Origin of the sequence: Pseudomonas sp. PvP089 (genome assembly GCF_017875165.1) — a bacterium.
Classification (GTDB): Bacteria; Pseudomonadota; Gammaproteobacteria; order Pseudomonadales; family Pseudomonadaceae; genus Aquipseudomonas; species Aquipseudomonas fortuita.
This window is the reverse complement of the sequence record NZ_JAGGME010000001.1, coordinates 4715820-4740780: the sequence shown is the minus strand read 5'-3', so window position 1 is coordinate 4740780 and position 24961 is coordinate 4715820. Positions and strand designations below refer to the sequence as shown.

Genomic DNA, 24961 nt, shown 5'->3' with positions numbered 1-24961 from the left:
TGCCGCTGCATTCAAAATTTGCCCGGTACCTGTGAGAGCTGGCTTGCCGGCGATAGGGCCAGTACAAGCTAGTGAGCTTCCCCAGCCTTCAACCCCGCCGGCAGCTTGCGGGTCAGCAACACTGCCACCATGCTCACCGCCAACCCGATCCCGACAAAGTGGAAAGCATCGTTGTAGGCCATGATCATGGCCTGCTGATGGGTAATCTCGCTCAGCTTGCCCAGCGCTGCATTGTCATTGCCCAGGCGCTCCGCCAGTTGCGCCAGCCGTTCTGCCACCTGTGGGTTGCTCGGCACTACCGATTCGCGCAGGTAATCGAAATACACATTGGTCCGCGCATCCAGCAACGTGGCCAGCAAGGCGATACCAATCGCACCCCCCAGGTTACGCAGGATATTGAACAGGCTCGATGCCGACCCCGCATCCTGCGGCTGGATGTAAGCCGTGGCGATAAGCGAAATGGTCACCATGATCATCGGCTGGCCCAGGGCGCGGATGATCTGGATCTGGTTGAATTGCGGCCCGGCAAAGTCCGGGTTCAGCACCCCCGAACCGAAACTGGCGGCGCCGAACAGGCAGAACCCCAAGGCGCACAACACTTTGGGTGACACCACCTTCATCAGTTGCGGCACCAACGGGATCAGGAACAGCTGCGGGACACCCATCCACATGATCACCTCGCCGATCTGCAGGGCGTTGTAACCCTGCACCTGCGCCAGGTACAGCGGCAACAGGTAGATTGACCCGTACAGGCCTACGCCCATGCCCAGGCTGGCGATGCTCGACAAGCCGAAGTTGCGGTTACCGAGAATGCGCAGGTTGATCAGCGGGTGCGGCTTGGAAAACTGCAGGATGACGAAGGTGATGAGGCTGATCAGGGCGATGCTGCCCAGGCCAACGATCAAGTTCGACTCCAGCCAGTCCTTGCGGTGGCCTTCTTCGAGAAACACCTGCAGGCAGCCCAACCCCAGGCCCAGGGTGACGATGCCTGCGTAATCGGTGCTTTTCAGCAGTTCCCAGTGCGCCTCTTTCTTCTCCAGCCCATACATCAGGCCGGCAATCATCACCAGGCCGGGCGGGATGTTGATGTAGAAGATGTACTCCCAGCCCCAGTTCTCAGTCAGCCAACCGCCCAGCGTGGGGCCGATGGAGGGGGCGAACGTGGCGGTCATGGCGAACATCGCCATGCCTTTGGCGCGGTGGTGTTCGGGCAGCTTGATCAGGGTAAGGGTAAACGCCAGCGGGATCAGTGCGCCGCCGGTAAAGCCTTGCAGGGCGCGGAACAGGATCATGCTCTCCAGGTTCCAGGCCATCGAGCACAGCAGTGACGACAACAGAAACCCTGCAGAAACCCACACCGCCAGGCGCCGCGCCGAGAGTAACTGCACCAGCCAGGCAGTCAGCGGGATCATGATGATTTCCGCCACCAGATACGAGGTGGAAATCCATGAGCCTTCCTCCAGCGTCGCTGACAGTGCGCCCTGGATGTCTTTCAGCGACGAATTGGTGATCTGGATATCCAGCACCGCCATGAACGCACCGAGCATCACGCTCATTACCGCGATCCAGTCGCGGCGGGTGGGCTCAGCGGTGGGCCGGAGCAATTGGTCACCGGCCATTGTGGCCTTCGCTTTCGCTGCGCAGGTCGACGGTGGCAGTCACCGACATGCCGGGGCGAATGCGCCCGTGCAGCGGGTTGTCGGCGCTGAAGGTGAGTTTCACCGGGATGCGCTGTACCACCTTGGTGAAGTTGCCGGTGGCGTTGTCGGGTGGCAGCAGGCTGAATTGCGCGCCCGAGGCAGCGAAGACACTGTCGACCCGCCCTTCGATGGGGGTATCCGGGTAGCTGTCGAACAGCAGCTCGGCGCGTTGCCCGGGCTGCATCCGGCCGATCTGGGTTTCCTTGAAGTTGGCCTGCACCCAGATGTCTTCGTCGGGCACGATCGACAGCAGGTAGGCGCCAGCCTGCACCACCTGGCCATTGCGCGCGTTGCGCTGGCCGATGGTGCCGCTGATCGGCGCGCGGATTTCGCAGCGGGTCAGGTTCAGTTCGGCCTGTGCCAGGTCGGCGCGGGCGTTGGCGATCTGTGCATCAAGGCGTTTGAGGTCGGCGTTCAGGGCGTTGACCTGCTGGCGCTGGCTTTGCAGGTCGGCGCGGGCTTTGTCGACCTGAGAGCCGGCGACATGGCTGTCCGCCGACAGGGTGGTGACCCGCTCTTCGGATATGAAGCCTGGCTTGCGCAGCTTTTCGGCACGGCTCAGGTCCACCCGCGAGCGCTCGAACGTGGCTTGGTTGGCTGCCACCTGCGCCTGCCCGGCGGCGATCAGGCTACCCTGCTGGGTCAGGCGGCTTTGCGCTTGCGCGTATTCTGCCTCGCGGGTAGCCAGGGTAGCGCGGGCGCGGTCAACCGCCAGCTCGAAGTCTGCTACTTCCAGGCGCACCAGCAGGTCACCTTTGTTGACATGCTGGTTGTCCTCGACCGGCACCGCCTCGATACGTGCGCCCAGCTGGCTGGAAATACGGGTGATCTCGCCCTGTACGTAGGCGTTGTCGGTACTCTCGTAGAAGCGGCCCTTGAAGTACCAGTGGGCCAGAAAGGCGAGGGCGATGATGGCCACCAGGGTGAAGAAGACCAGCAGGCGACGTTTGAGTTGGGCAGGCATGGGCACTATCGTTCCAGAAATGTAAACAAATTTAACAGCGCTGCAGGGGCTGTCGACAAGTGACGTTCGCGCCATTGCTGGAGCCCGGTGCCTGCCTCCTGCTAACATCCCGCCTTTGTTTCATCTTCAGTTCGAGACCTTCCATGACCACCGTACGTACGCGTATCGCGCCATCGCCTACCGGCGACCCCCATGTCGGCACTGCCTACATCGCCCTGTTCAACTACTGCTTTGCCAAGCAGCACGGCGGTGAGTTCATCCTGCGCATCGAAGACACCGACCAGCTGCGCTCCACGCGCGAGTCGGAACAGCAGATCTTCGACGCCCTGCGCTGGCTCGGCATCGAATGGAACGAAGGCCCGGATGTGGGCGGCCCGCACGGCCCGTACCGGCAGAGCGAGCGTGGCGAGATCTACGCGAAGTATGCCAAGCAGCTGGTGGATGCCGGTCATGCCTTCTACTGCTTCTGCACCGCCGAAGAGCTGGAGCAAATGCGTGCCGAGCAACAGGCCCGCGGCGAAACCCCGCGCTACGACGGCCGCGCGCTGCTGTTGAGCGCCGAAGAAGTGCAGCGCCGCCTGGACGCCGGCGAGCCACATGTGATCCGCATGAAGGTGCCGAGCGAAGGTGTCTGCGTGGTACCGGACATGCTGCGTGGCGATGTCGAGATCCCATGGGACCGCATGGACATGCAGGTGCTGATGAAGAACGACGGCCTGCCGACGTACTTCCTGGCCAACGTGGTGGACGACCACCTGATGGGCATCACCCACGTACTGCGTGGCGAAGAGTGGCTGCCGTCGGCGCCCAAGCTGATCAAGTTGTACGAATACTTCGGCTGGGAGCAGCCCAAGCTGTGCTACATGCCGCTGCTGCGCAACCCGGACAAGTCCAAGCTGTCCAAACGCAAGAACCCGACCTCGGTGACCTTCTACGAGCGCATGGGCTTCATGCCTGAGGCGATGCTCAACTACCTGGGCCGCATGGGCTGGTCGATGCCGGACGAGCGCGAGAAGTTCTCGCTGGACGAAATGGTCGAGCACTTCGACCTGTCGCGTATTTCGCTGGGTGGCCCGATCTTCGACATCGAGAAACTGTCCTGGCTCAACGGCCAGTGGTTGCGCGAACTGCCGGTCGAGGAATTCGCCACACGGCTGCAGAAGTGGGCATTCAACAGCGACTACATGATGAAGATTGCCCCGCACGTGCAGGGCCGGGTCGAGACCTTCAGCCAGGTTGCCCCGCTGGGCGGGTTCTTCTTTGAAGGCGCGCTGAAACTGGATGCCAAGCTGTTCGAAAGCAAAAAACTGTCGGCCGACCAGGTGCGCCAGGTGATCCAGCTGATCCTGTGGAAGCTCGAAAGCCTGCGCCAGTGGGAAAAAGAGCGCATCACCGGCTGCATCCAGGCCGTGGTCGAGGCGCTGGAGCTGAAGTTGCGGGATGCGATGCCGCTGATGTTCGCCGCCATTACCGGCCAGGCCAGCTCGGTGTCGGTACTGGACGCCATGGAAATCCTCGGCCCCGACCTGACCCGCTATCGCCTGCGCCAGGCCTTGGACCTGCTGGGTGGCGTTTCGAAGAAAGAAAACAAAGAGTGGGAAAAGCTGCTGGCTTCTATCGCTTGACGGTGTTTTGAAAGCTGCCGCTGAACCGTGTAGTAGCAGCCGTGTGCCGCGAAAGGGCCGCAAAGCGGCCCCGATGATTTTGCTTCAAGGCGAAGATTGTGGGACCGCGCTGCGGTCCTATCGCGACACAACGCCGCTCCTACAAGGGTTCGAGGGTGAGGTTTTGCTGGGGCAGGGCGGTAAGTGATTGTTATCTGTGAAAAAACTTTTGAATATTTTCAAAATTTCGTTTGACAGCCCTGCAATCCGATCTTAATATGCGCCCCGTCCACAGCGATGAACGAAAACGAATCGTCAGGCACCCAGCCAGCGGTTCAGTTCAAAGCGACATTGTGGGGCTATAGCTCAGCTGGGAGAGCGCCTGCATGGCATGCAGGAGGTCAGCGGTTCGATCCCGCTTAGCTCCACCAAATTCCGCTTGTCAGTCAAGGCTGGCAAGCAAGACCGGGTCCAGCAACCAGGTCTTGAAGGTAAGAAGGTTCGTCCCCTTCGTCTAGTGGCCTAGGACACCGCCCTTTCACGGCGGTAACAGGGGTTCGAGTCCCCTAGGGGACGCCAGTTTTACACAAGCGATGGTGCACTTGTCGCTGGGCCGCGAGGCTAGAAATCTGGGGCTATAGCTCAGCTGGGAGAGCGCCTGCATGGCATGCAGGAGGTCAGCGGTTCGATCCCGCTTAGCTCCACCAATTTTGCCGCGGTTCGCGTAAGCGGATCGGCACGAAGGTTACGTCCCCTTCGTCTAGTGGCCTAGGACACCGCCCTTTCACGGCGGTAACAGGGGTTCGAGTCCCCTAGGGGACGCCACTTTTTCCTGCGTTTTGCAGGGCTTAAAAAGGCTCGTCGATTATTGATGAGCCTTTTGTTTCGGGGCTATAGCTCAGCTGGGAGAGCGCCTGCATGGCATGCAGGAGGTCAGCGGTTCGATCCCGCTTAGCTCCACCATTTCTGCCAGGGTTCACGTAAGTGGATCTTCGCGAAGGTTACGTCCCCTTCGTCTAGTGGCCTAGGACACCGCCCTTTCACGGCGGTAACAGGGGTTCGAGTCCCCTAGGGGACGCCACATTTACCCGCGTTTTGCGGGATTTTAAAGGCTCATTCGCTTATTGAATGGGCCTTTTGTTTTTTCTCCCTTCCGAAAAATCGCAGCTGACCAGCGGCGTAAAATTTTGCTTGCCAAAAAATATGATATGCATAATATTTCAAGCATCATATTTTGAATGGCGGATGCCTGATGAGCGACAAGAAGAGCAGAACCCGCGAACGCATCCTGGAAGCAGCGCGCAGTGCGCTGATCCAGCACGGCCCGGCCGAGCCCAGCGTTAGCCAGGTGATGGGGGCGGCAGGCCTGACCGTCGGTGGTTTCTATGCCCACTTTGACAGCAAGGACGAGCTGATGCTCGAAGCGTTTCGCCAGCTGCTGGGTGAGCGCCGCGCCTTGCTCGCCCAGATCGACCCCAGCCTCGATGGTGCAGGGCGGCGGGCGCTGGCCAGTGCCTTTTACCTGTCGCGCAAGCACCGGGATGCCGAAGTGCACGCTTGCCCGCTGCCCAACTCGCTGGGCGAGATGCAGCGCCTGCCAGAGGCGTTCCGCGAGGTATTGGCTGAGCACATCGAGCTGATGACTGCCGCCATGGTCGACCGGCCTGAAGATGCCGACAAGGCCCTGGCTGATCTGGCGCTCATGGTTGGCGGCCTTGCCCTGGCCCGTGCCTTGGGTACCGGTGAACTTTCTGACCGTATTCTGCGCGCCGCCAAATCGGCGGTGCTTTAACCCTGGAGCATGGCGATGACTACCCTGAGCTGGATTCGTGGTGTCAATGGCACCCTGGGCCGGCTGGCCCCTGAGCATGTCGCGGGCAAGATGCGCCGTGCCTTCATGACCCCGCGCAACCTGCCACCTAAGGAATGGGAGTTGCCCGCGCTGGCCAGCGCCGAACGCATCACCCTGCGCTTCGGCTTGTCTGCCTTGCGCTGGGGCAAAGGGCCGACCGTGTTGCTGATGCATGGTTGGGAAGGGCGCCCGACCCAGTTTGCCGCTTTGATCGAGACCTTGGTCCAGGCCGGGCACACGGTGGTGTCGCTGGAAGGGCCGGGCCATGGCCGTTCGCCGGGCGAGCAGGCAAATGTGGTGCTGTTTGCCCGGGCACTGCTGGAGGCCGCTGCAGAGCTGCCGCCGCTGCGTGCGGTCATTGGCCACTCGATGGGGGGTGCCAGTGTGCTGCTGGCCCTGCAGATGGGGTTGCGCACGGAAGCGGCTGTGAGCATTGCTGCCCCGGCGCGGCTGCTGGGTGTGTTGCGTGGCTTTGCTCATCGCCTGGGGATGCCGGCGCGGGCGCGGGCGGCTTTCATACGCCAGGTGGAGCGGGACGTGGGCATGCAGATTGCGCGGCTGGATGTGACCGGTTACCAGCTTGAGCTTCCGGGGTTGGTGGTGCATGCCGCCGATGACGCCCTCGTGGCCGCCGATGAAGCCCATGTCATTCATAAGGCCTGGTTCGATAGCCGTTTGCTGATGTTGGAGGAGGGCGGCCACCAGCGGGTGCTGGCCGACCCGCGGCTGAGTGTGGCCGTGCTCGAATTGCTGGCCCGGGCTGACGAGCCAGCGCGGCAAACCGCCTGATGGTGTTGCCTGTGCTGGCCTCATTGCCGGCAAGCCAGCTCCCACAGGTACGGCGCAAACCTGGAGTCCTGCGCGGTTTTTGTGGGAGCTGGCTTGCCGGCGATGAGGCCGGTAAATCTTGCGCAGGGGCTGGACATTGCCCTGCAGGTCGCTGCTAAATCGCCTTTTGTGCCAAGGAAGCGAACATGAGCTGGGACCTGGCAACACCCTTCGTCATCGACCTGCGCGTCAGCAGCGAGGACATCGACGGCCTTGGTCATGCCAACAACGCGGTCTACGTCACGTGGCTGGAGCGTTGCGCCTGGCGCCACTCCCAGCGCCTGGGGCTGGACCTGGCGGAGTATCGGCGCCTGGATCGGGCGATGGCGGTGGTGCGTCACGAAATCGATTACCTGGCCGCCGCCTACGAGGATGACGAGCTGCAACTGGCCACCTGGATCATCGACTGGGATCAGCGCCTGCGCATGACCCGGCGCTTTCAGCTCAAGCGCCCGCGTGACGGCGTAACCCTGCTGCGTGCGCACACCACCTTTGCCTGCATCGAGCTGTCCAGCGGCAAGCCCAGGCGCATGCCGGCGGAATTCGTAGATGGCTACGGTCCGGCGCTGATCGGCACCTGAATCGTCGACAATTTTTGTTAGACTGCCGGCTTTTTCACCGAGACCCCGACATGCAAATTGCCCTGGCCCCCATGGAGGGGCTGGTTGACAACATCCTGCGCGACGTATTGACCCGCGTGGGCGGTATCGACTGGTGCGTCACTGAGTTCATTCGCGTGTGCGACCGCCTGCTGCCGCCGTCCTCGTTCGACAAGCTGGCGCCCGAGCTGCGCCAGGGCGCGCGTACGGCTGCGGGGGTGCCCATGCGCGTGCAGTTGCTGGGGTCGGACCCGGTGTGCCTGGCGGAAAACGCGGCGCTGGCCTGTGAGCTGGGTGCGCCAGTGATCGACCTGAACTTCGGCTGCCCGGCCAAGACCGTGAACAAGTCACGTGGCGGTGCCGTGCTGCTCAAAGAGCCGGAGTTGCTGCACGCCATCGTGCGGGAGGTGCGCCGCGCAGTGCCGGCGCATATCCCGGTAACCTCGAAGATGCGCCTGGGTTTCGACAGCCCCGACGGCGCGCTTGAGTGTGCCACGGCATTGGCAGAGGGGGGCTCGGCGCATCTGGTGGTGCATGCGCGGACCAAGGTCGAGGGCTACAAGCCGCCGGCGCACTGGGAATGGGTGGCGCGGGTGCAGGATGTGGTCAAGGTGCCGGTGTTCGCCAATGGCGAGATCTGGACTGTTGATGACTGGCGGCGGTGCCGTGAGGTCAGCGGGGCCGAGGACATCATGCTGGGCCGTGGCCTGGTATCGCGCCCGGACCTTGGCCTGCAGATTGCCGCAGCCCGTGATGGGCGAGACTATCAGCCGATGAGCTGGGATGACCTGCTGCCGTTGTTGCGCGAGTTCTGGCGTCAGGCCCAGGCCAAACTGTCACCGCGTTATGCACCGGGGCGGATGAAGCAATGGCTGGCCATGCTGACCCGCAGTTACCCCGAAGCGGTGGTGCTGTTTGCCGAGTTGCGCCGGGAAGATGACTGCGCGCGGATCAGCCGGTTGCTGGGGGTTGAGGTGCAGGCTTTGGAGGCCTGTGTTGCCTGAGCTGGCCTCTTCGCTGGCATGCCCGCGAAAAGGGCTACACCGATTTCAAATTTTTTTATCATTGCCCCTTGAAAGCTTTTCCCTCGGCCATATCTTTTGAGTACGCGATGCCGAAGCCGGGTCGCGTAATGACTTACTTGCTGAATCTCAGGAGTTTATGACCATGACTACCGCTTTCTCTCTTGCTCCACTGTTCCGCCATTCCGTTGGTTTCGACCGTTTCAACGACCTGTTCGAATCCGCGGCACGTAATGAGGCCGGTAGCAGCTACCCGCCCTACAACGTGGAAAAACATGGCGAGGACCACTATCGCATCGTAGTAGCCGCAGCCGGTTTCCAAGAGGAGGACCTCGACCTGCAGGTTGAGAAAGGTGTCCTGACCGTGACCGGTGGCAAGCGCGACAATGGCGCCGCTGAAGTGACCTACCTGCATCAGGGTATCGCGCAACGCGCCTTCAAGCTGTCGTTCCGCCTGGCTGACCATATCGAAGTGAAAGCCGCCGGCCTGGCCAACGGCCTGCTCAGCATCGACCTGCTGCGCATCGTGCCTGAAGAAGCCAAGGCCAAGCGCATCCCGATCAATGGCGACAAACCAGCGCTGAACTGATCACGCTGCGATGAAGAAGGGCACCCCCAGGGGTGCCCTTTTTTGTGCTCCTGACGCGCTACCGTGCAGGCGCTGGCAGCCAGGCGATCAGTAGTCTGCCGGCGCTTCCAGCAACAGCTTGCGAAACTCTGGCAACGGCAACGGCCGGCTGTGCAGGTAGCCCTGATACAGGTGACAGCCCAGCCGTTCCAGAAACTCAAGCTGTTCAGTCAGTTCGACCCCCTCGGCAATCACCGCCAGGTCCAGGCTGCGGGCCATGGCGACAATGGCGCGGACGATTTCGGCGTCGTTGGGGTCGATCGGTGCATCGCGCACAAAGGTCTGGTCGATCTTCAGCGCATCGACCGGCAGGCGCTTGAGGTAGGTCAGCGATGAATAGCCAGTGCCGAAGTCATCCATGGCAAAACTCACCCCGTAGTGCTTCAGTTCGCGCATTTTGCTGATGGTGTCTTCCAGGTTCTGGATGACGATGCCTTCGGTGATTTCCAGCTTGAGCATGTGTCGTGGCAGCCGATAGTCGTCCAGGCTGCGCAGCACGCGCCCGACAAAGTCGTTTTGGCGGAACTGCCGAGGGCTGATGTTCACGCACAGGCTGAAATCATCCGCGTCGATCAGGCCGTCGGCCAGCATGTGCGCGCAAGCATCGCAGGCTTCGTCAAGGATCCAGCTGCCAACTTCCAGGATCAGGCCGCTTTCTTCCAGCACCTGGATGAACTGCGAGGGCGGCTGCTGGCCGAGTTGCGGGTGATGCCAGCGCAGCAGCACCTCGGCGCCGACGATGCGGTTGTCGCGGGCATCCACCTGGGGCTGGAAGTACAACGCCAGTTCACCGCGGGCCAAGGCCAGGCGCAGGTCGTTTTCCATGCGCAGGCGTTCGCTGGCGGCCTTCTGCATGGTGGTGTGGAACAACTGGGTGGTGTTGCGCCCAGAGTCCTTTGCCCGGTAAAGCGCGATATCGGCACGCTTGAGCAGATCGGCCGGCGTGGTGCCGTGGTCGGGGATCAGCGCCACGCCGATGCTGGGCGTCACCTGCAGGCGCTGGCCATCCAGCGACATCGGTTCGGCCAACAGCTCACGCAGCGTGTCGGCCAGTTCACGCACTTTTTCCTCTACCAGCTCACGGCTGCCTTCCAGTCCGCTGAGCAATACCACGAACTCGTCGCCACCCAGTCGGGCCACGGTGTCTTCCAGGCGCACACTGGCTTCCAGGCGTGCGGTGATGATCTTCAGCACCGCGTCGCCCACCGGATGGCCCAGCGAGTCGTTGATGTGCTTGAAGTGGTCGAGATCGAGGAACAGCAGGGCGCCGCGCAAGTTGTGGCGCTTGAGCAGGGCAATCTGCTGGCTCAGGCGGTCCATCAGCAGGGCACGGTTGGGCAGGTTGGTCAGCGGATCGTGGTAGGCCAGATGGCGTATTTGCGCCTGGGCGTTTTTCAACTGGCTGACGTCGCGTGCGGTCAGCAGCAGGCAGTCGACTTCGTTGAGGGTGATCGGCTCGACAGAAACTTCCACGGTGAGGATATCGCCGCGCTTGTTACGCCCAAGCATTTCCCGGTGATGCACCCGGCCGCGCTCGCGCAACTCGGCCAGCAACGCGCTGCGCTGCTTGTCATCGGCCCAGATACCGATCTCATATACCGTGTGGCCGACCACATCGGCGGCACTGTAGCCTGTCAGGCGGCAGAAGCCATCGTTGATTTCCAGGTAGCGGCCGCTGTGGCGTTCGGTGATGGTGATGGCGTCGGGGCTGGAGTGGAAGGCCTTGGCGAACTTTTCCTCGCTGGACTGCAGCGCCGCCTCGGCGCGTTGTTGCTGGGTGATGTCGCGCAGGGTGGTAACGCTGCAGGGCTGGTCGTCGACGGTGATCAGGCGGCTGGAGATCACACAGGTCAGCGGCGCGCCGTCGCGGTGGTTGACCACCACGGCAACGTTGCTCAGGGCCTGTTCGCGGATGACCCGCTCGATACGTTGCGCACGTTCGATGGACTCGGCCCACAAGCCGATTTCCTCGGCTGTGCGGCCAATCACCTGGTCGCTGCCCCAGCCAAAGGTCTGGCTGAACGCGGGGTTGATCTCGATGAACTGGCCGGTGTCCTGGCGGGTAACGCAGATTGGGTCGGGGCTGACCTGGAAAAGGCTGGCGAACTTCTCTTCCGAGGCGCTCAGGCGCTGCTCGCGCTCCACCTGGTCGGTAATGTCGAGCAAGGTGCCGGCCATGCGCAGCGGGTTGCCCTGTTCGTCGCGGTACAGGCGTGCGCGGCTTTCGATATAGCGCGAAATGCCGTTCTCCAGCTGCACCCGGTAGGTAATCTGGTAGTTGCCAGCGGGCCCTTCGCGCAGGCTGCGGTAGGCCTGGCGCATCGAGTTGCGCTCCTGTTCCGGCACCCCCTCGAAAAACGCATCGAACGACTCGTGAAAAGGGGTGGGCGGCAGGCCGTGAAGCTGCGCGGCGCGGGCCGAACCGTAGAGCATGCCGCTGGGGATATGCCAGTCCCAGGTGCCCAGCTGCGCCGAGTCCAGGGCCAGGTCCAGCCGTTCCTGGCTGTCCTTCAGGGCCTGCTCGGCGCGCTTGCGTTCGGTGGTGTCGACGAACGTGCTGATCAGGAAGGTGATGCCCTCCAGTTCGATGCCCTGGGTGCAGAGGATGCCGTCGTGCACCTTGCCGCTGGAGGCACGGAACTGCACCTCCATGATGAGCGGGCCGCCATTGGCGCGGGTCGACTCCATCACCTGGTGACGCTGTTCGGGGTGGACCCACAGGCCCAACTCCAGGCTGGTCTTGCCGATCACCTGGCTGCCAGGCCAGCCGAACATGTCTTCGAAATGCTGGTTGACCTCGAAGATCATGCCGTCGTGGCGGCGGGTCAGCAAAATGGCGTTGGGGCTGAGGTGGAACAGGGTGGCGAAGCGCTTTTCCGAATTGATCAGCGCTGTTTCCCGCTCGCGCTGGCGGGTGATTTCGCGGATCACCCCGATCATCTGCGGGCGCCCATGCTGGTCGTGGGTCAGGCTGCCGTTGATCTCCAGCCAGTGCAGGCTGCCGTCAGGCCAGCGAATGCGGTGACGCATGGCCTGTTCCACCGGCTCGCCGTTGAACACGGCCTGGAACACCTGGCGGGTGCGGGCGCGGTCTTCCTCGGGCAGCAAGTCGAGGTAGTCGACATCGGCGGGCAACGGTCGCTGCGGGTCGAAGCCGAACAGCGCCTGGGTGCCTCGTGACCAGCTGACCCGGCCGCTATCGATGTCCCATAGCCAGGCCCCCAGGCGCGCGCCATTGAGCGCGGCCAGCAGTTGTGGGGCGTTCTGCCAGGCCTGCTCCGACTCTTGGGGATCGGCCGCAGGAATACGCGGCAGGCGCAAAAAGCGGTTTGCTGATTTGGGCATCGGTACCAGACCTTTGGCGTATGACGCGTCCTTGAATTGGATGTGCCGGGCTGACGGCCGGTCAGGCCGGCCCTGCGTGGCTGTCGAGCAGGGCCATGAAAGCCCTGGCCGCGTTCGACAGCGTACGCTCCGTGTGCAAGATGTAGCCTAGCTGGCGTGACAGCTGTATGCCCGGTAATGCGATGGGTGCAACCTGTTCGTCGAGCATGGTGCGTGGCAATACACTCCAGGCCAGCCCGATCGATACCATCATCTTGATGGTTTCCAGGTAGTTGGTGCTCATGGCGATGTTCGGCGTCAGGCCCTGGCTTTCGAACAGGCGCTGGACAATATGGTGGGTAAAGGTGTTGCCGCCGGGGAATACCGCCGGGTGGCGGGCCACATCAGCCAGGCTGACTGTACGGTTGTTGGCCAGCGGGTGCTCGGGCGCGGCGACAAAGTCCAGGGCGTCGTCCCACACCGGTACGGCCTTGATCAGGTGGTGCGGGTCGGGCGCCAGGGTGATCACGGCAATCTCGGCACGGCCATGCAGAATTTCGTCGTAGGCCTGTTCTGAATCCAGAAACTGAATATCCAGCGCCACCGCCGGGTACTGGCGGGTGAAAGCCCGCAGCAATGGAGGCAGGCGGTGCAGGCCGATGTGGTGGCTGGTGGCCAGGGTCAGACGACCGCTCACGGCCCCGGTCAGGTTGGTCAGCGCCCGTCGGGTATCATCAAGCACATTGAGAATCTGGTAGGCCCGTGGCAGCAGGGCGCGCCCGGCCTCGGTCAGGGTGACCTCGCGGCCCAGGCGGTCGAACAGGCGCACACCCAGTTGCTGTTCCAGCCCGGCGATGCGTTTGCTGATGGCCGGCTGGGTCAGGAACAGCCGGTCGGCGGCCCCGGAAAAACTGCCGGTTTCGGCAATGGCGATAAAGGCACTGAGGTTGGCCAGGTCCATGGGGTTGTATTCCTTTGGGTTATCCAAAGCATAAAAATTATGAATTTGAGTTATTCAATCTAACCCCCTAGCATCGTCCGTACAAGCCAAGGGGTCTTTGGCATAGAAAGACGCTGATGAGGAACAGTCTGATGGCTGGCAAAACGCTCTACGACAAACTCTGGGAAGCCCATGAGGTCAAGCGCCGTGATGACGGCTCGTCCTTGATCTACATCGACCGCCACATCATCCACGAAGTGACGTCGCCCCAGGCCTTTGAAGGCCTGCGCCTGGCCAACCGCAAACCGTGGCGCATCGACACCAACATCGCCACCCCCGACCACAACGTGCCGACCACGCCAGAGCGCAAGGGCGGCATCGAGGCCATCGTCGACCAGGTGTCGCGCCTGCAGGTGCAGACCCTTGACGAAAACTGTGACGAATACGGCATCGTCGAATTCAAGATGAATGACGAACGCCAGGGCATCGTTCACGTCATCAGCCCCGAGCAGGGCGCCACCTTGCCCGGCATGACCGTGGTCTGCGGTGACTCGCACACCTCCACCCATGGCGCTTTCGGTGCCCTGGCCCACGGCATTGGCACCTCCGAGGTCGAGCACGTGCTCGCCACCCAGTGCCTGGTCGCCAAAAAGATGAAGAACATGCTGGTGCGCGTGGAAGGCCAATTGCCTGCCGGTGTTACCGCCAAGGACATCGTCCTGGCCGTGATCGGCAAGATCGGCACCGCGGGTGGCAATGGCCACGCCATGGAGTTTGCCGGCAGCGCCATCCGCGAATTGTCGATGGAAGGCCGCATGACCATTTGCAACATGTCCATCGAGGCCGGTGCCCGCGTGGGCCTGGTGGCCACTGACGCCACCACCGTTGCCTACGTTGAAGGCCGCCCGTACGCGCCGAAGGGCGAGCAGTGGAAACAAGCGGTCGAGTCGTGGAAAGACCTGGTGTCGGATGACGATGCCGTGTTCGACACCGTGGTCGAGCTCGATGCCAGCCAGATTAAGCCACAGGTCAGCTGGGGCACCTCGCCCGAGATGGTCCTGGCCGTCGATCAGCGCGTGCCGGACCCGGCTGCCGAAGCCGACCTGGTCAAGCGTGGTTCGATCGAGCGTGCCCTGAAGTACATGGGCCTGACCGCCAACCAGGCGATCACCGATATTCAGCTGGACCGCGTGTTCATCGGCTCGTGCACCAACTCGCGTATCGAAGACCTGCGCGCCGCAGCCGAAATCGCCAAGGGCCGCAAGGTGGCCGCTACCGTCAAGCAAGCCATCGTCGTGCCAGGTTCGGGCCTGGTCAAGGCCCAGGCCGAGCGCGAAGGCCTGGACAAGATCTTTGTCGAAGCCGGTTTCGAATGGCGTGAGCCAGGCTGCTCGATGTGCCTGGCGATGAACCCGGACCGCCTGGAGAGCGGCGAGCACTGCGCGTCCACCTCCAACCGCAACTTCGAAGGCCGTCAGGGGGCCGGTGGCCGTACCCACCTGGTCAGCCCGGCCATGGCTGCCGCTGCCGCGGTGACCGGCCACTTCATCGATGTCCGCGAGTTGATCCAAGGGAGCGCAGCATGAAAGCCTTTACCCAGCACACTGGCCTCGTCGCGCCGTTGGACCGTGCCAACGTCGACACCGACCAGATCATCCCCAAGCAGTTTTTGAAGTCGATCAAGCGCACCGGCTTTGGCCCTAACCTGTTCGACGAATGGCGTTACCTGGACGTGGGCCAGCCCTACCAGGACAACAGCAAGCGCCCGCTGAACACCGAGTTCGTGCTCAACCACGAACGCTACCAGGGTGCCAGCGTGTTGCTGGCGCGGGAAAACTTCGGTTGTGGCTCCAGCCGTGAGCACGCCCCGTGGGCGCTGGACGAGTACGGCTTCCGCAGCGTGATCGCGCCGAGCTTTGCCGACATCTTCTTCAACAACAGCTTCAAGAACGGCTTGCTGCCGATCATCCTCAGCGATGAGGAAGTCGACGAGTTGTTCAAGCAGGTCGAAGCCAACCCGGGTTACCAGCTGACCATCGACTTGCAAGCGCAGGCCGTGACACGTCCGGATGGCAAGGTGCTGCATTTCGAGATCGATGCGTTCCGCAAGCACTGCCTGCTCAACGGCCTGGACGATATCGGCCTGACCCTGCAGGACAGCGATGCGATCAAGGCCTTCGAAGGCAAGCACCGCGCCAGCCAGCCTTGGCTGTTCCGTGATGCCTGAGTGATGTAGCTGTGAGTGCTGGCCTCTGTGGGAGCGGGCTTGCCCCGCGAAGAGGCCGGTACTGGTGATGACAATCAAAAGGACTGCACCCATGACCAGCACCAACCACACCGACGTGGTCCAGCGCCAGTTCGGCGAACAGGCCAGCGCCTACCTCAGCAGCACCGTGCACGCCCAGGGCAGTGAGTTCGCCCTGCTGCAGGCTGAGCTGGCAGGGCAGGCCCATGCGCGCGTGCTGGACCTGGGCTGCGGTGCCGGTCATGTCAGCTTCCACGTCGCGCCGCTGGTCGCCGAGGTGGTCGCCTACGACCTTTCGCAAGCCATGCTCGACGTGGTCGCCAGTGCTGCCGCCGAGCGCGGCCTGGCCAACATCACCACCGAGCGCGGCGCGGCCGAACGCCTGCCGTTTGCCGATGCTTCGTTCGATTTCGTCTTCAGCCGCTACTCGGCCCACCACTGGAGCGACCTGGGCCTGGCCCTGCGCGAAGTGCGCCGGGTGCTCAAGCCCGGTGGCGTGGCGGCGTTCGTCGATGTGATGTCACCCGGCAGCCCGCTGCTCGACACCTACCTGCAAACGGTCGAGGTGCTGCGCGACACCAGCCATGTGCGCGACTACTCCGCCGCCGAATGGCAGCGTCAGGTCAGCGAAGCCGGCCTGCATGTGCGCAGCCACACGCGCCAGCCACTGCGCCTGGAGTTCAGCAGCTGGGTCGAGCGCATGCGCACCCCCGAGCCGATGCGCGTGGCCATACGCCAATTGCAGCAAGCCATGGGTGAAGAAGTACGGCAGTATTACCAGATCGAGGCCGATGGCTCGTTCAGCACCGATGTGCTGGTGTTGTGGGCCGAGCGTTAAGCACTTTTCGGTGGGGCCCGTTTGGCCGCACCGCGTGAATGGATAGAGGAAAGCATGAGCAAGCAGATTCTGATTCTCCCTGGTGACGGTATCGGCCCGGAAATCATGGCCGAAGCGGTCAAGGTGCTGGAACTGGCCAACGACAAGTTCCAGCTTGGCTTCAGCCTGGAACATGACGTGATCGGTGGCGCCGCCATCGACAAGCATGGCGTGCCGCTGGCCGACGAAACCCTGGAGCGTGCGCGCAAGGCCGATGCCGTGCTGCTGGGCGCCGTGGGTGGCCCGAAGTGGGACAAGATCGAGCGTGACATCCGCCCTGAGCGCGGCCTGCTTAAAATCCGTTCGCAACTGGGCCTGTTCGCCAACCTGCGCCCGGCCATCCTCTACCCGCAGCTGGCCGATGCCTCGTCGCTGAAGCCGGAAATCGTTTCGGGCCTGGACATCCTCATCGTCCGTGAGCTGACCGGCGGCATCTACTTCGGTGCCCCGCGTGGCCAGCGCGAGCTGGAAGGCGGCGAGCGCCAGGCCTACGACACCCTGCCGTACAGTGAAAGCGAAGTGCGCCGCATTGCCCGTGTCGGCTTCGACATGGCCCGCGTACGTGGCAAGAAGCTGTGCTCGGTGGACAAGGCCAACGTCCTGGCGTCCAGCCAGCTGTGGCGTGAAGTGGTCGAAGACGTGGCCAAGGACTATCCGGACGTCGAACTGAGCCACATGTACGTCGACAACGCTGCCATGCAGCTGGTGCGCGCACCCAAGCAGTTCGACGTGATGGTGACCGACAACATGTTCGGTGACATTCTGTCGGATGAAGCTTCCATGCTGACCGGTTCCATCGGCATGCTGCCATCTGCGTCGCTGGATGCCGACAACAAGGGCATGTACGAGCCGTGCCACGGTTCGGCGCCGGACATCGCCGGCCTTGGCATCGCCAACCCGCTGGCGACCATTTTGTCGGTGTCGATGATGCTGCGTTACAGCTTCAATCAGTCGGCTGCCGCCGATGCGATCGAGAAGGCCGTCAGCCTGGTCCTTGACCAGGGCCTGCGCACCGGCGACATCTTCTCGGAAGGCTGCCGCAAAGTTGGTACGCAGGAAATGGGCGACGCAGTAGTCGCAGCGCTGCGGAATCTGTAATCTCTCTGGCCCGCCACCCCAAATTCCCGGTGGCGGCCCACTTTTAGCAAAGGTGTAGTTGCGATGAAACGTGTAGGTCTGATCGGTTGGCGCGGCATGGTCGGTTCCGTGCTCATGCAGCGGATGCTGGAGGAGCAGGATTTCGACCTTATCGAGCCGGTGTTCTTCACTACCTCCAATGTCGGCGGCCAAGGCCCGAACGTGGGCAAGGATACAGCGCCGCTCAAAGACGCTTATTCGATTGAAGAACTCAAGACCCTCGACGTGATCCTGACCTGCCAGGGCGGCGACTACACCAACGAGGTCTTCCCCAAGCTGCGTGAAGCCGGCTGGCAGGGTTACTGGATCGATGCGGCCTCGTCCCTGCGCATGCAGGATGATGCGGTGATCGTCCTCGACCCGGTCAACCGCAAGGTCATTGATCAGCAGCTGGACGCCGGTACCAAGAACTATATCGGCGGCAACTGCACTGTCAGCCTGATGCTGATGGGCCTGGGTGGGCTGTTCGAAGCCGGCCTGGTCGAGTGGATGAGCGCCATGACCTACCAGGCAGCCTCGGGTGCTGGCGCGCAGAACATGCGCGAGCTGATCAAGCAGATGGGCGCCACTCACGCAGCCGTTGCCGACGACCTGGCCAACCCGGCCAGCGCCATCCTCGACATCGACCGCAAGGTTGCCGAGAGCATGCGCAGCGACGCCTTCCCGACCGAGAACTTTGGTGTGCCACTGGCCGGCAGCCTGATCCCTTGGATCGACAAGGAACTGCCGAACGGCCAGAGCCGTGAAGAATGGAAAGCCCAGGCCGAGACCAACAAGATCCTCGGTCGCTTCAAGAGCCCGATCCCGGTCGACGGCATCTGCGTGCGCATCGGCGCCATGCGTTGCCACAGCCAGGCGCTGACCATCAAGCTGAACAAGGACGTGCCGATCGCCGACATCGAAGGCATGATCAGCCAGCACAACCCTTGGGTGAAGCTGGTGCCGAACCAGCGTGAAATCAGCATGCAGGAGCTGACCCCGACCAAGGTCACCGGTACCCTGAACATCCCGGTTGGCCGTCTGCGCAAGCTGAACATGGGCTCGCAGTACCTGGGCGCGTTCACCGTGGGTGACCAGCTGCTGTGGGGCGCCGCCGAACCGCTGCGCCGCATGCTGCGGATTCTGCTGGAGCGTTGATCGTTCTGCTTTGACCAAAAACCCGCGCTGGCGACAGTGCGGGTTTTTTTTGAGTGTTCGCCACAGCATTTTTGGTGCCGGTGAGATCGAGCGCCGCCCGCGCGGCGCATCGCGACGCAAGGCCGCTCCCACATTTGTTTCGGGCCAGTTATTCCTGTGGGATTCGCGCGCGTAGGCCTTGGCGCATGCATCGATATCGCGTCGTACATACAAGGCGGTCGCGCGCGCCTGGCGCAGGATGGACTGGCCCGAAACAAATGTGGGAGCGGCCTTGCGTCGCGATGCGCCGCGCGGGCGGCGCTCGATCTCACAAACACCGCAAATCCCAAACCATCCCCGCTAGCCCTCACGCAACCCACAGCGGCGAAGATACGGCCAGCACAGACAAAACCCTACAATCCGAGTAAAGTGCCGCCCCCGCCGTTTTCTGCAAGAGGATCCCTACCATGACACACCCTTTGGACATCGCCGTCGTCGGCGCCACCGGCAGCGTCGGTGAAGCCTTGGTGCAGATCCTCGAAGAACTCGCATTCCCGGTCGCCACGCTGCACCTGCTGGCCAGCATGGAATCGGCGGGCAGCAGCGTGATGTTCGCTGGCAAGAAGCTGAAAGTGCGCGAAGTCGACAGCTTCGACTTTGCCCAGGTCAAGCTGGCCTTCTTCGCCACCGGCGCCGCCGTCAGCCGCAGCTTTGCCGGCAAGGCGCTGCAGGCAGGCTGCACGGTGATCGACCTGTCCGGTGGCCTGGACGACGCCCTGGCCTTGGTGCCGGAAGCCAACGCCGACCGCCTGGCCGGCCTGTCGTTGCCAGCGCGCATCATCAGCCCATGCTCGGCCGCTGTAGCCCTGGCCGTCGCGCTGGCGCCGCTCAAAGGCCTGCTCGACATTGAGCGGGTGCAAGTGATGGCCGCGTTGGCGGTGTCTGCGCAAGGCCGTGAAGCGGTCAGCGAACTGGCCCGGCAAACCGCTGAGCTGCTCAATGCCCGGCCGCTGGAGCCTCGCTTCTTTGACCGCCAGGTGGCATTCAACCTGCTGGCCCAGGTAGGGGCCGCCGATGAACAGGGCCATACAGCGCTGGAGCGCCGCCTGGTCAGCGAGTTGCGGGTGCTGCTCGGCATGCCTGAATTGAAGATTTCCGTAAGCTGCGTTCAAGTCCCGGTGTTTTTCGGCGATAGCTTCAGTGTGGCTGTGCAGAGCCGTCGCCCGGTCGACCTGGAGGCGGTCAACCAGGCGCTGGAGGCAGCCGATAGCGTCGAGCGGGTGGAGCGTGATGATTATCCGACCCCGGTCGGTGACGCAGTGGGCCAAGACGTGGTCTATGTTGGTCGTGTACGTCACGGTGTTGATGAAGACCAGCAGCTCAACCTCTGGCTGACCACCGACAACGTGCGCAAAGGCGCCGCGCTCAATGCCGTGCAAGTGGCACAATTGTTGATTAAACAGATGCCGTAAAAGATACTGGCGAGCACTTTTGTCCTGCTCTGCTTGCAGGTTTCGGGACGATTCATACAAGGGAAGAGGTCATGCTTCGAATTCGCAAACTGGTTCTGGCCATGGCTGCAGCCTCCGCGCTGTCGTCTGGCATGGCGAATGCGCTGGGCCTGGGGGAGCTGACCCTGAAGTCGGCACAGAATCAGCCGCTGGACGCCGAGATCGAATTGCTCGACGTACGCGACCTCAAAGCCGCCGAAGTGGCGCCGAGCCTGGCGCCACCGGAAGAGTTCAGCAAGGCCGGGGTGGCGTTTCCGACCTACCTCGAAGACCTGACCTTCACACCGGTGATCAACCCCAACGGCAAGAGCGTGCTGCGGGTGACCTCCAGCCAGCCGCTGCCGGGGCCAGTGGTCAAGTTCCTGGTCCAGGTCATGTGGCCGCAAGGCCGCCTGCTGCGTGACTACAGCGTGTTGCTCGACCAGGCCAAGGCGCAAGGCGACAAGCCGGCGGCGGGCAATGTCACACCGGCCACAACCGGTGCCAGCAACTACACCACCCAGCGCCGCGATACCCTGTGGCAAATTGCTGCGCGCAACACCCAGGGTGGCTCGATCCAGCAGACCATGATCGCGATCCAGGCGCTGAACCCGGACGCCTTCATCGGCAACAACATCAACCAGCTGAAGGTTGGCCAGGTACTGCGCCTGCCCGACCAGCAGCAGGTCCAGAACATTGCCCAAGGCGAGGCGAACCGCGAGGTGGCCGAGCAGTACGCCGCTTGGCGTGAAGGCCGCCGCCTCGGCCCGCGTGCCCGCCAGCTGGACGCTACCCGCCGTGGCGCCGCCGAAGCCGCCCCGGCGCGCATCGCCCAGGGCGACAACCTGCGCCTGGTCACACCGGGCAGCCAGGCCGGTGCCGGCCAGGCCAAGGCACTCAACGACAAGCTGGCCGTGGCCCAGGAAAGCCTGGACACCAGCCGCCGTGACAACGACGAACTCAAAAGCCGCATGGCCGACCTGCAGAGCCAGCTGGACAAGCTGCAGCGTCTGATCGAGCTGAAGAACAATCAGCTGGCGCGCCTGGAAGGCCAGGGTGCAGCCGCTCCGGCAGTGGCAGCTGCTGCTTCTGCCCAGCCGGCAGCCGCCGCTCAGCCAGCGGTCAAGCCTGCACCTGCTGCCGTCGATACCGCGCCCAAGCCGGTGCCGGCCGCCAATCCGGCGTCAGCTAGCCAGTCGGGCAGCGCACTTGACCAGATCCTGGGCAACCCGTGGCTGCTTTGGCTGATTGCCGGCTCCAGCATTCTGGTGCTGGCCTTGTTGCTGTGGCTGCTGGCGCGCAAGCGCAAGGCCCAGCAAGAAGCAGAAAAGCACCTGCGCATGGCGCGGGCGCTGGAAGAAGAGCAAGGCACAGGTTTCGACAACGATACCGAGAGCCTTGACGGCGTTGAGGTCGCGGAGCCGAGCGTGACGCTGTCGCCAGCCGTGGTCGCAGCCTCGGCTGCCGCTGCCGTTGCTGCGGAAAAAGTGGCAGCGCCAGCCGCCGAGCCAGCACTCGAGCCTGAGCCGTACGCAGACCCTCACGCCGCGCTGTTGGCCGAAGTGGATCAATGCCTGGCCGAGGGCCGCCTGAATCGCGCCACCGAACTGCTGGAGCCCGCTGTGGACGCCGCGCCGGAGCGTGACGACCTGCGCTTGAAACTGATGGATGTGTACGCCCGCCAAGGTGATCAGAGCGCGTTCGCCGAACAGGAGCGCAAGCTGCCGGCCAGCGAGCACAACACTGCCCAGGTTGCCGGGCTGAAAGAACGTTACCCGGCCATGCTCGGCCTGGCCGCCGCCGGCCTGGGTGCCGCGGCGCTGGCTGCCGAGATGGATCAGCAGTATGTGCAGGAGCTGCTGCACGACGAGCCTGAGGCGCCGGTGGTTGCCGATGTCGTGCCTGGCGAGGTGCCTGAGTTCGAGCAACAGGTAGAGGCTGAGCCAGAGGTTGTGGCGCAAGCAGAGCCTGAAGCCGAACTGGATGCCTTCGAAGAAGTGCCGACCCTCGATGCACCGGGCCTGGATGAGCAGGACCTGGACAGCGCCTTCGACCTGAGTCTGGGTGAAGACCTGCCGGAAGAAGACCCACTGGCAGCGCCGTTGCTGAACGAGCCGGCGGCACAGGAACCTGTACCCGACGAGCTGGTCATTGCCGAGCCTGTGCTGGATGAGCCAGCGCTGGAAGCGATTCAGCCAGAAGAGCAGCCGTTTGCCGTGGATGCCGAACTGCAAGCCGACGCCGACGCCGATTTCGAGGCCATGCTGGCCCAGGCAGAGCCACAGCCTGCTGCGGACCTGTCCGATTTCGACCTCGATGTCACTGAGCCGGTTGCCCCGGCCGCCCCGCAAGCCGAGGAGGAGGCCCCGGTGGACATCGCCGCCGAGCTGGCTGCCTTCGACAGCGTGCCGGAGTTTGACCCGGTCTCCGAGTTCGACATGCCGTCGGATTTCGACTTGTCGCTGTCGCTGGAAGACGATTCGCCTGCCGCCAAGCGCTTTGCCTCGGAGCTGGACGACGTCAACGCCGAACTGGACAAGCTGTCGCAAAGCCTCGAATCGCCATCGCTGGAGCCACACTTCACCAGCGACGATGCGATTGCGCAGCCTGAACCCGAGCCATTGGACGACCTGGACTTCGACTTCTTCTCCGGCAGTGACGAAGTGGCCACCAAGCTCGACCTTGCCCGCGCCTACATCGACATGGGCGACAATCAGGGGGCCCGCGACATCCTTGATGAAGTGGTCAAGGACGGCGACGACAGCCAGCGCCAGGAAGCCGAGGACATGCTGTCTCGCCTGGTCTGAATCTCGCGCCTGTGGGAGCGGCCTTGTGTCGCGATAGGGCCGCATAGCGGCCCCAGAATTTCAGCCACTCAGCTAGCATCGCCGGGGCCGCTCTGCGGCCCTATCGCGGCACAAGGCCGCTCCCACAGCCCTACAAGGCTGCCGTTGTCGTTATAATCCCCGCCATTTCGTACACCCCACAGGTTTCATGCGCTTGGACATCATCGACACCGCTACCGCCGAATCCGCAGCCGAAGGCTACTCCCGTATCGCCCTGGGCGTGGAATACAAGGGCGCCCGCTACCGCGGCTGGCAGCGCCAGGCCAGCGGAGTACCCAGCGTCCAGCAAGCGCTGGAACAAGCATTGTCCAAGGTGGCCAACGAACCGGTTTCGGTGATCTGTGCCGGGCGAACCGATGCCGGTGTGCATGGCTGTGGCCAGGTCGTGCACTTCGATACCCGTGCCGTACGCGACGAGCGCGCCTGGACCCTGGGCACCAATTTCAACCTGCCGCACGACATCAGCGTGGTTTGGTCGCGGCCGATGCCGGCCGACTTCCATGCCCGCTTCAAGGCATGTGCCCGGCGCTACCGCTATGTCATCTACAACGACCCGATCCGCCCGGCGCACCTGGCCGAGGAAGTGACCTGGAACCACCGCCCGCTGGATGTCGAACGCATGGCCGAAGCCGCGCAGTTCCTGCTTGGCACCCACGACTTCAGCGCCTTCCGCGCCAGCCAGTGCCAGGCCAAGTCGCCGATCAAGCATATCTACCACCTGCGCGTTACCCGCCATGGCCAGATGATCGTGCTGGACGTGCGCGCCACGGCTTTCCTGCACCACATGGTGCGTAATATTGTCGGTGTGCTGACGGCCATTGGCGCCGGCGAGCGCCCGGTCACCTGGGCGCGTGAAGTGCTGGAAGGGCGCAACCGCCGTGAAGGCGGGGTCACGGCCCATCCGTACGGGCTTTACCTGGTCCAGGTGGAGTACCCCGAGGCGTATGCGCTGCCCCAGCGTTACATCGGCCCACACTTTTTGACGGGCTACGAGGCGTTGGCCGACTGACGGGCGAATAGCCATTTGCTAACATCCGGCCTTTCACCGTAACAATCAGGGTTCGCTGTCCATGAGCAATGTTCGCAGCAAGATCTGCGGGATTACCCGTATCGAAGACGCGCTGGCTGCTGCCGAGGCGGGTGCCGATGCCATCGGTTTTGTCTTCTATGCCAAGAGCCCGCGGGCCGTGGACGTGCGCCAGGCGCGGGCGATCATTGCCGAGTTGCCGCCGTTCGTGACCACGGTCGGTCTGTTCGTCAACGCCTCGCGTTGCGAGCTGAACGAGATCCTCGAAGTGGTTGCGCTGGACCTGCTACAGTTCCACGGCGACGAGACCCCGCAAGACTGCGAAGGCTATCACCGCCCCTGGATCAAGGCCCTGCGGGTGCGCCCGGGCGACGACCTGGAGGCGGCCTGCCAGCTTTATGCGGGGGCTCGCGGCATACTGCTGGACACCTACGTGGCAGGCGTACCCGGGGGAACCGGTGAAGCGTTCGACTGGTCACTGGTGCCGGCACATCTGAGCAAGCCCATCATCTTGGCGGGCGGGCTGTCGGCCGACAACGTTGGCCAGGCCATTGCCCAGGTACGGCCTTACGCGGTGGATGTCAGTGGTGGCGTCGAACAGGCCAAGGGCATCAAGGACGCGGCGAAAATCGAGGCCTTCATGCAGGCGGTGAAACAGGCGTGATGGCAGATGTGACGGCTGGCTGCGCGCCATCGTCCATAGCTTTCGCAGCCCTGCGGGGCAGCCGCCGCTGGCGGCGGAACAACACATTAGCGGTGGAG

General features: G+C 63.2%; 19 protein-coding genes and 6 tRNA genes. 21 read left to right on the top strand and 4 right to left on the bottom strand.

The genetic code is table 11. From position 1 onward, the window contains the following. Positions 1–68: 68 nt before the first annotated feature. Together J3A71_RS21635 and J3A71_RS21630 are read right to left on the bottom strand one after the other, a co-directional pair. Positions 69–1619 carry an MDR family MFS transporter gene (locus J3A71_RS21635; protein ID WP_209953236.1) on the bottom strand — a complete coding sequence of 517 codons (1551 nt, stop codon included), beginning with the start codon at positions 1617–1619 and terminating at the stop codon, positions 69–71. Beyond that, the gene (locus J3A71_RS21630; RefSeq protein ID WP_023047685.1) at positions 1609–2664 is read right to left on the bottom strand and encodes an HlyD family secretion protein; all 1056 of its coding nucleotides are present in this window, start codon (positions 2662–2664) and stop codon (positions 1609–1611) included. Before J3A71_RS21630 ends, J3A71_RS21635 begins: the two co-directional genes overlap by 11 nt. Before the next feature lie 143 nt (positions 2665–2807). Here J3A71_RS21630 and gltX point away from each other — a divergent pair, with 143 nt between their 5' ends. From gltX to J3A71_RS21570, 12 genes are all read left to right on the top strand, one after another. Next, entirely contained in the window at positions 2808–4289 is a 1482-nt protein-coding gene (gltX, locus tag J3A71_RS21625; protein ID WP_016485504.1) for a glutamate--tRNA ligase, read from the top strand. Positions 4290–4623: 334 nt separating this feature from the next. After that, positions 4624–4699, top strand: a tRNA-Ala gene (locus J3A71_RS21620). A gap of 72 nt (positions 4700–4771) precedes the next feature. Continuing rightward, positions 4772–4847 (top strand) — tRNA-Glu (locus J3A71_RS21615). 52 nt (positions 4848–4899) lie between these two features. Further along, a tRNA-Ala gene (locus J3A71_RS21610) sits at positions 4900–4975 on the top strand. 42 nt (positions 4976–5017) lie between these two features. Beyond that, positions 5018–5093 (top strand) — tRNA-Glu (locus J3A71_RS21605). A 62-nt stretch (positions 5094–5155) separates the two neighbouring features. Further along, positions 5156–5231: transfer RNA gene (locus tag J3A71_RS21600), tRNA-Ala, on the top strand. Between the two features lie 42 nt (positions 5232–5273). Then, positions 5274–5349, top strand: a tRNA-Glu gene (locus tag J3A71_RS21595). Between the two features lie 171 nt (positions 5350–5520). Next, on the top strand, positions 5521–6060 hold the full coding sequence (locus J3A71_RS21590) for a TetR/AcrR family transcriptional regulator (protein ID WP_016485506.1): 540 nt from the start codon (positions 5521–5523) through the stop codon (positions 6058–6060). Positions 6061–6075: 15 nt separating this feature from the next. Next, a complete protein-coding gene (locus J3A71_RS21585; RefSeq protein ID WP_209953234.1) occupies positions 6076–6909 on the top strand; it encodes an alpha/beta fold hydrolase in 834 nt (277 codons plus the stop codon). A gap of 185 nt (positions 6910–7094) precedes the next feature. Continuing rightward, a complete protein-coding gene (locus J3A71_RS21580; RefSeq protein ID WP_016485508.1) occupies positions 7095–7529 on the top strand; it encodes a thioesterase family protein in 435 nt (144 codons plus the stop codon). A 50-nt stretch (positions 7530–7579) separates the two neighbouring features. After that, on the top strand, positions 7580–8551 hold the full coding sequence (locus tag J3A71_RS21575) for a tRNA-dihydrouridine synthase (RefSeq protein WP_060519118.1): 972 nt from the start codon (positions 7580–7582) through the stop codon (positions 8549–8551). Between the two features lie 163 nt (positions 8552–8714). Further along, positions 8715–9158, top strand: a complete 444-nt coding sequence (locus J3A71_RS21570) for an Hsp20 family protein (protein WP_016485510.1) — start codon at positions 8715–8717, stop codon at positions 9156–9158. Between the two features lie 87 nt (positions 9159–9245). Here J3A71_RS21570 and J3A71_RS21565 read toward each other — a convergent pair whose 3' ends face one another. Next, positions 9246–12542 (bottom strand): PAS domain S-box protein, encoded by a 3297-nt coding sequence (locus tag J3A71_RS21565; protein ID WP_016485511.1) that lies wholly within the window; start codon positions 12540–12542, stop codon positions 9246–9248. A 61-nt stretch (positions 12543–12603) separates the two neighbouring features. Next, positions 12604–13482 carry a LysR family transcriptional regulator gene (locus J3A71_RS21560; RefSeq protein WP_016485512.1) on the bottom strand — a complete coding sequence of 293 codons (879 nt, stop codon included), beginning with the start codon at positions 13480–13482 and terminating at the stop codon, positions 12604–12606. A 131-nt stretch (positions 13483–13613) separates the two neighbouring features. On the opposite strand from J3A71_RS21560, the gene leuC reads away from it, so the two are divergent. The 9 genes from leuC to J3A71_RS21515 all read left to right on the top strand — a co-directional run bounded on the left by leuC (position 13614) and on the right by J3A71_RS21515 (position 24863). Further along, the gene (leuC, locus tag J3A71_RS21555; protein WP_016500870.1) at positions 13614–15047 is read left to right on the top strand and encodes a 3-isopropylmalate dehydratase large subunit; all 1434 of its coding nucleotides are present in this window, start codon (positions 13614–13616) and stop codon (positions 15045–15047) included. After that, positions 15044–15688, top strand: coding sequence for a 3-isopropylmalate dehydratase small subunit (gene leuD, locus J3A71_RS21550; RefSeq protein WP_016485514.1), 645 nt, complete (start codon positions 15044–15046; stop codon positions 15686–15688). The genes leuC and leuD overlap by 4 nt, the downstream gene beginning before the upstream one ends. A 91-nt stretch (positions 15689–15779) precedes the next feature. Then, positions 15780–16544 (top strand): class I SAM-dependent methyltransferase, encoded by a 765-nt coding sequence (locus J3A71_RS21545; RefSeq protein ID WP_016485515.1) that lies wholly within the window; start codon positions 15780–15782, stop codon positions 16542–16544. Positions 16545–16598: 54 nt separating this feature from the next. Further along, a complete protein-coding gene (gene leuB, locus J3A71_RS21540; protein WP_209953232.1) occupies positions 16599–17681 on the top strand; it encodes a 3-isopropylmalate dehydrogenase in 1083 nt (360 codons plus the stop codon). A gap of 63 nt (positions 17682–17744) precedes the next feature. Beyond that, complete coding sequence (asd, locus tag J3A71_RS21535; protein WP_016485516.1) at positions 17745–18857, top strand: aspartate-semialdehyde dehydrogenase; 1113 nt, start codon at positions 17745–17747, stop codon at positions 18855–18857. A gap of 446 nt (positions 18858–19303) precedes the next feature. Continuing rightward, the gene (locus tag J3A71_RS21530) at positions 19304–20308 is read left to right on the top strand and encodes an aspartate-semialdehyde dehydrogenase (protein WP_016485518.1); all 1005 of its coding nucleotides are present in this window, start codon (positions 19304–19306) and stop codon (positions 20306–20308) included. A 71-nt stretch (positions 20309–20379) separates the two neighbouring features. Continuing rightward, positions 20380–23133: a FimV/HubP family polar landmark protein gene (locus J3A71_RS21525; RefSeq protein ID WP_102690165.1), complete on the top strand. Its 2754-nt coding sequence runs from the start codon at positions 20380–20382 to the stop codon at positions 23131–23133. Positions 23134–23320: 187 nt separating this feature from the next. Continuing rightward, positions 23321–24181: a tRNA pseudouridine(38-40) synthase TruA gene (gene truA, locus J3A71_RS21520; RefSeq protein ID WP_016485520.1), complete on the top strand. Its 861-nt coding sequence runs from the start codon at positions 23321–23323 to the stop codon at positions 24179–24181. A gap of 61 nt (positions 24182–24242) precedes the next feature. Then, complete coding sequence (locus tag J3A71_RS21515; RefSeq protein ID WP_016485521.1) at positions 24243–24863, top strand: phosphoribosylanthranilate isomerase; 621 nt, start codon at positions 24243–24245, stop codon at positions 24861–24863. The last annotated feature ends 98 nt before the right edge of the window (positions 24864–24961 follow it).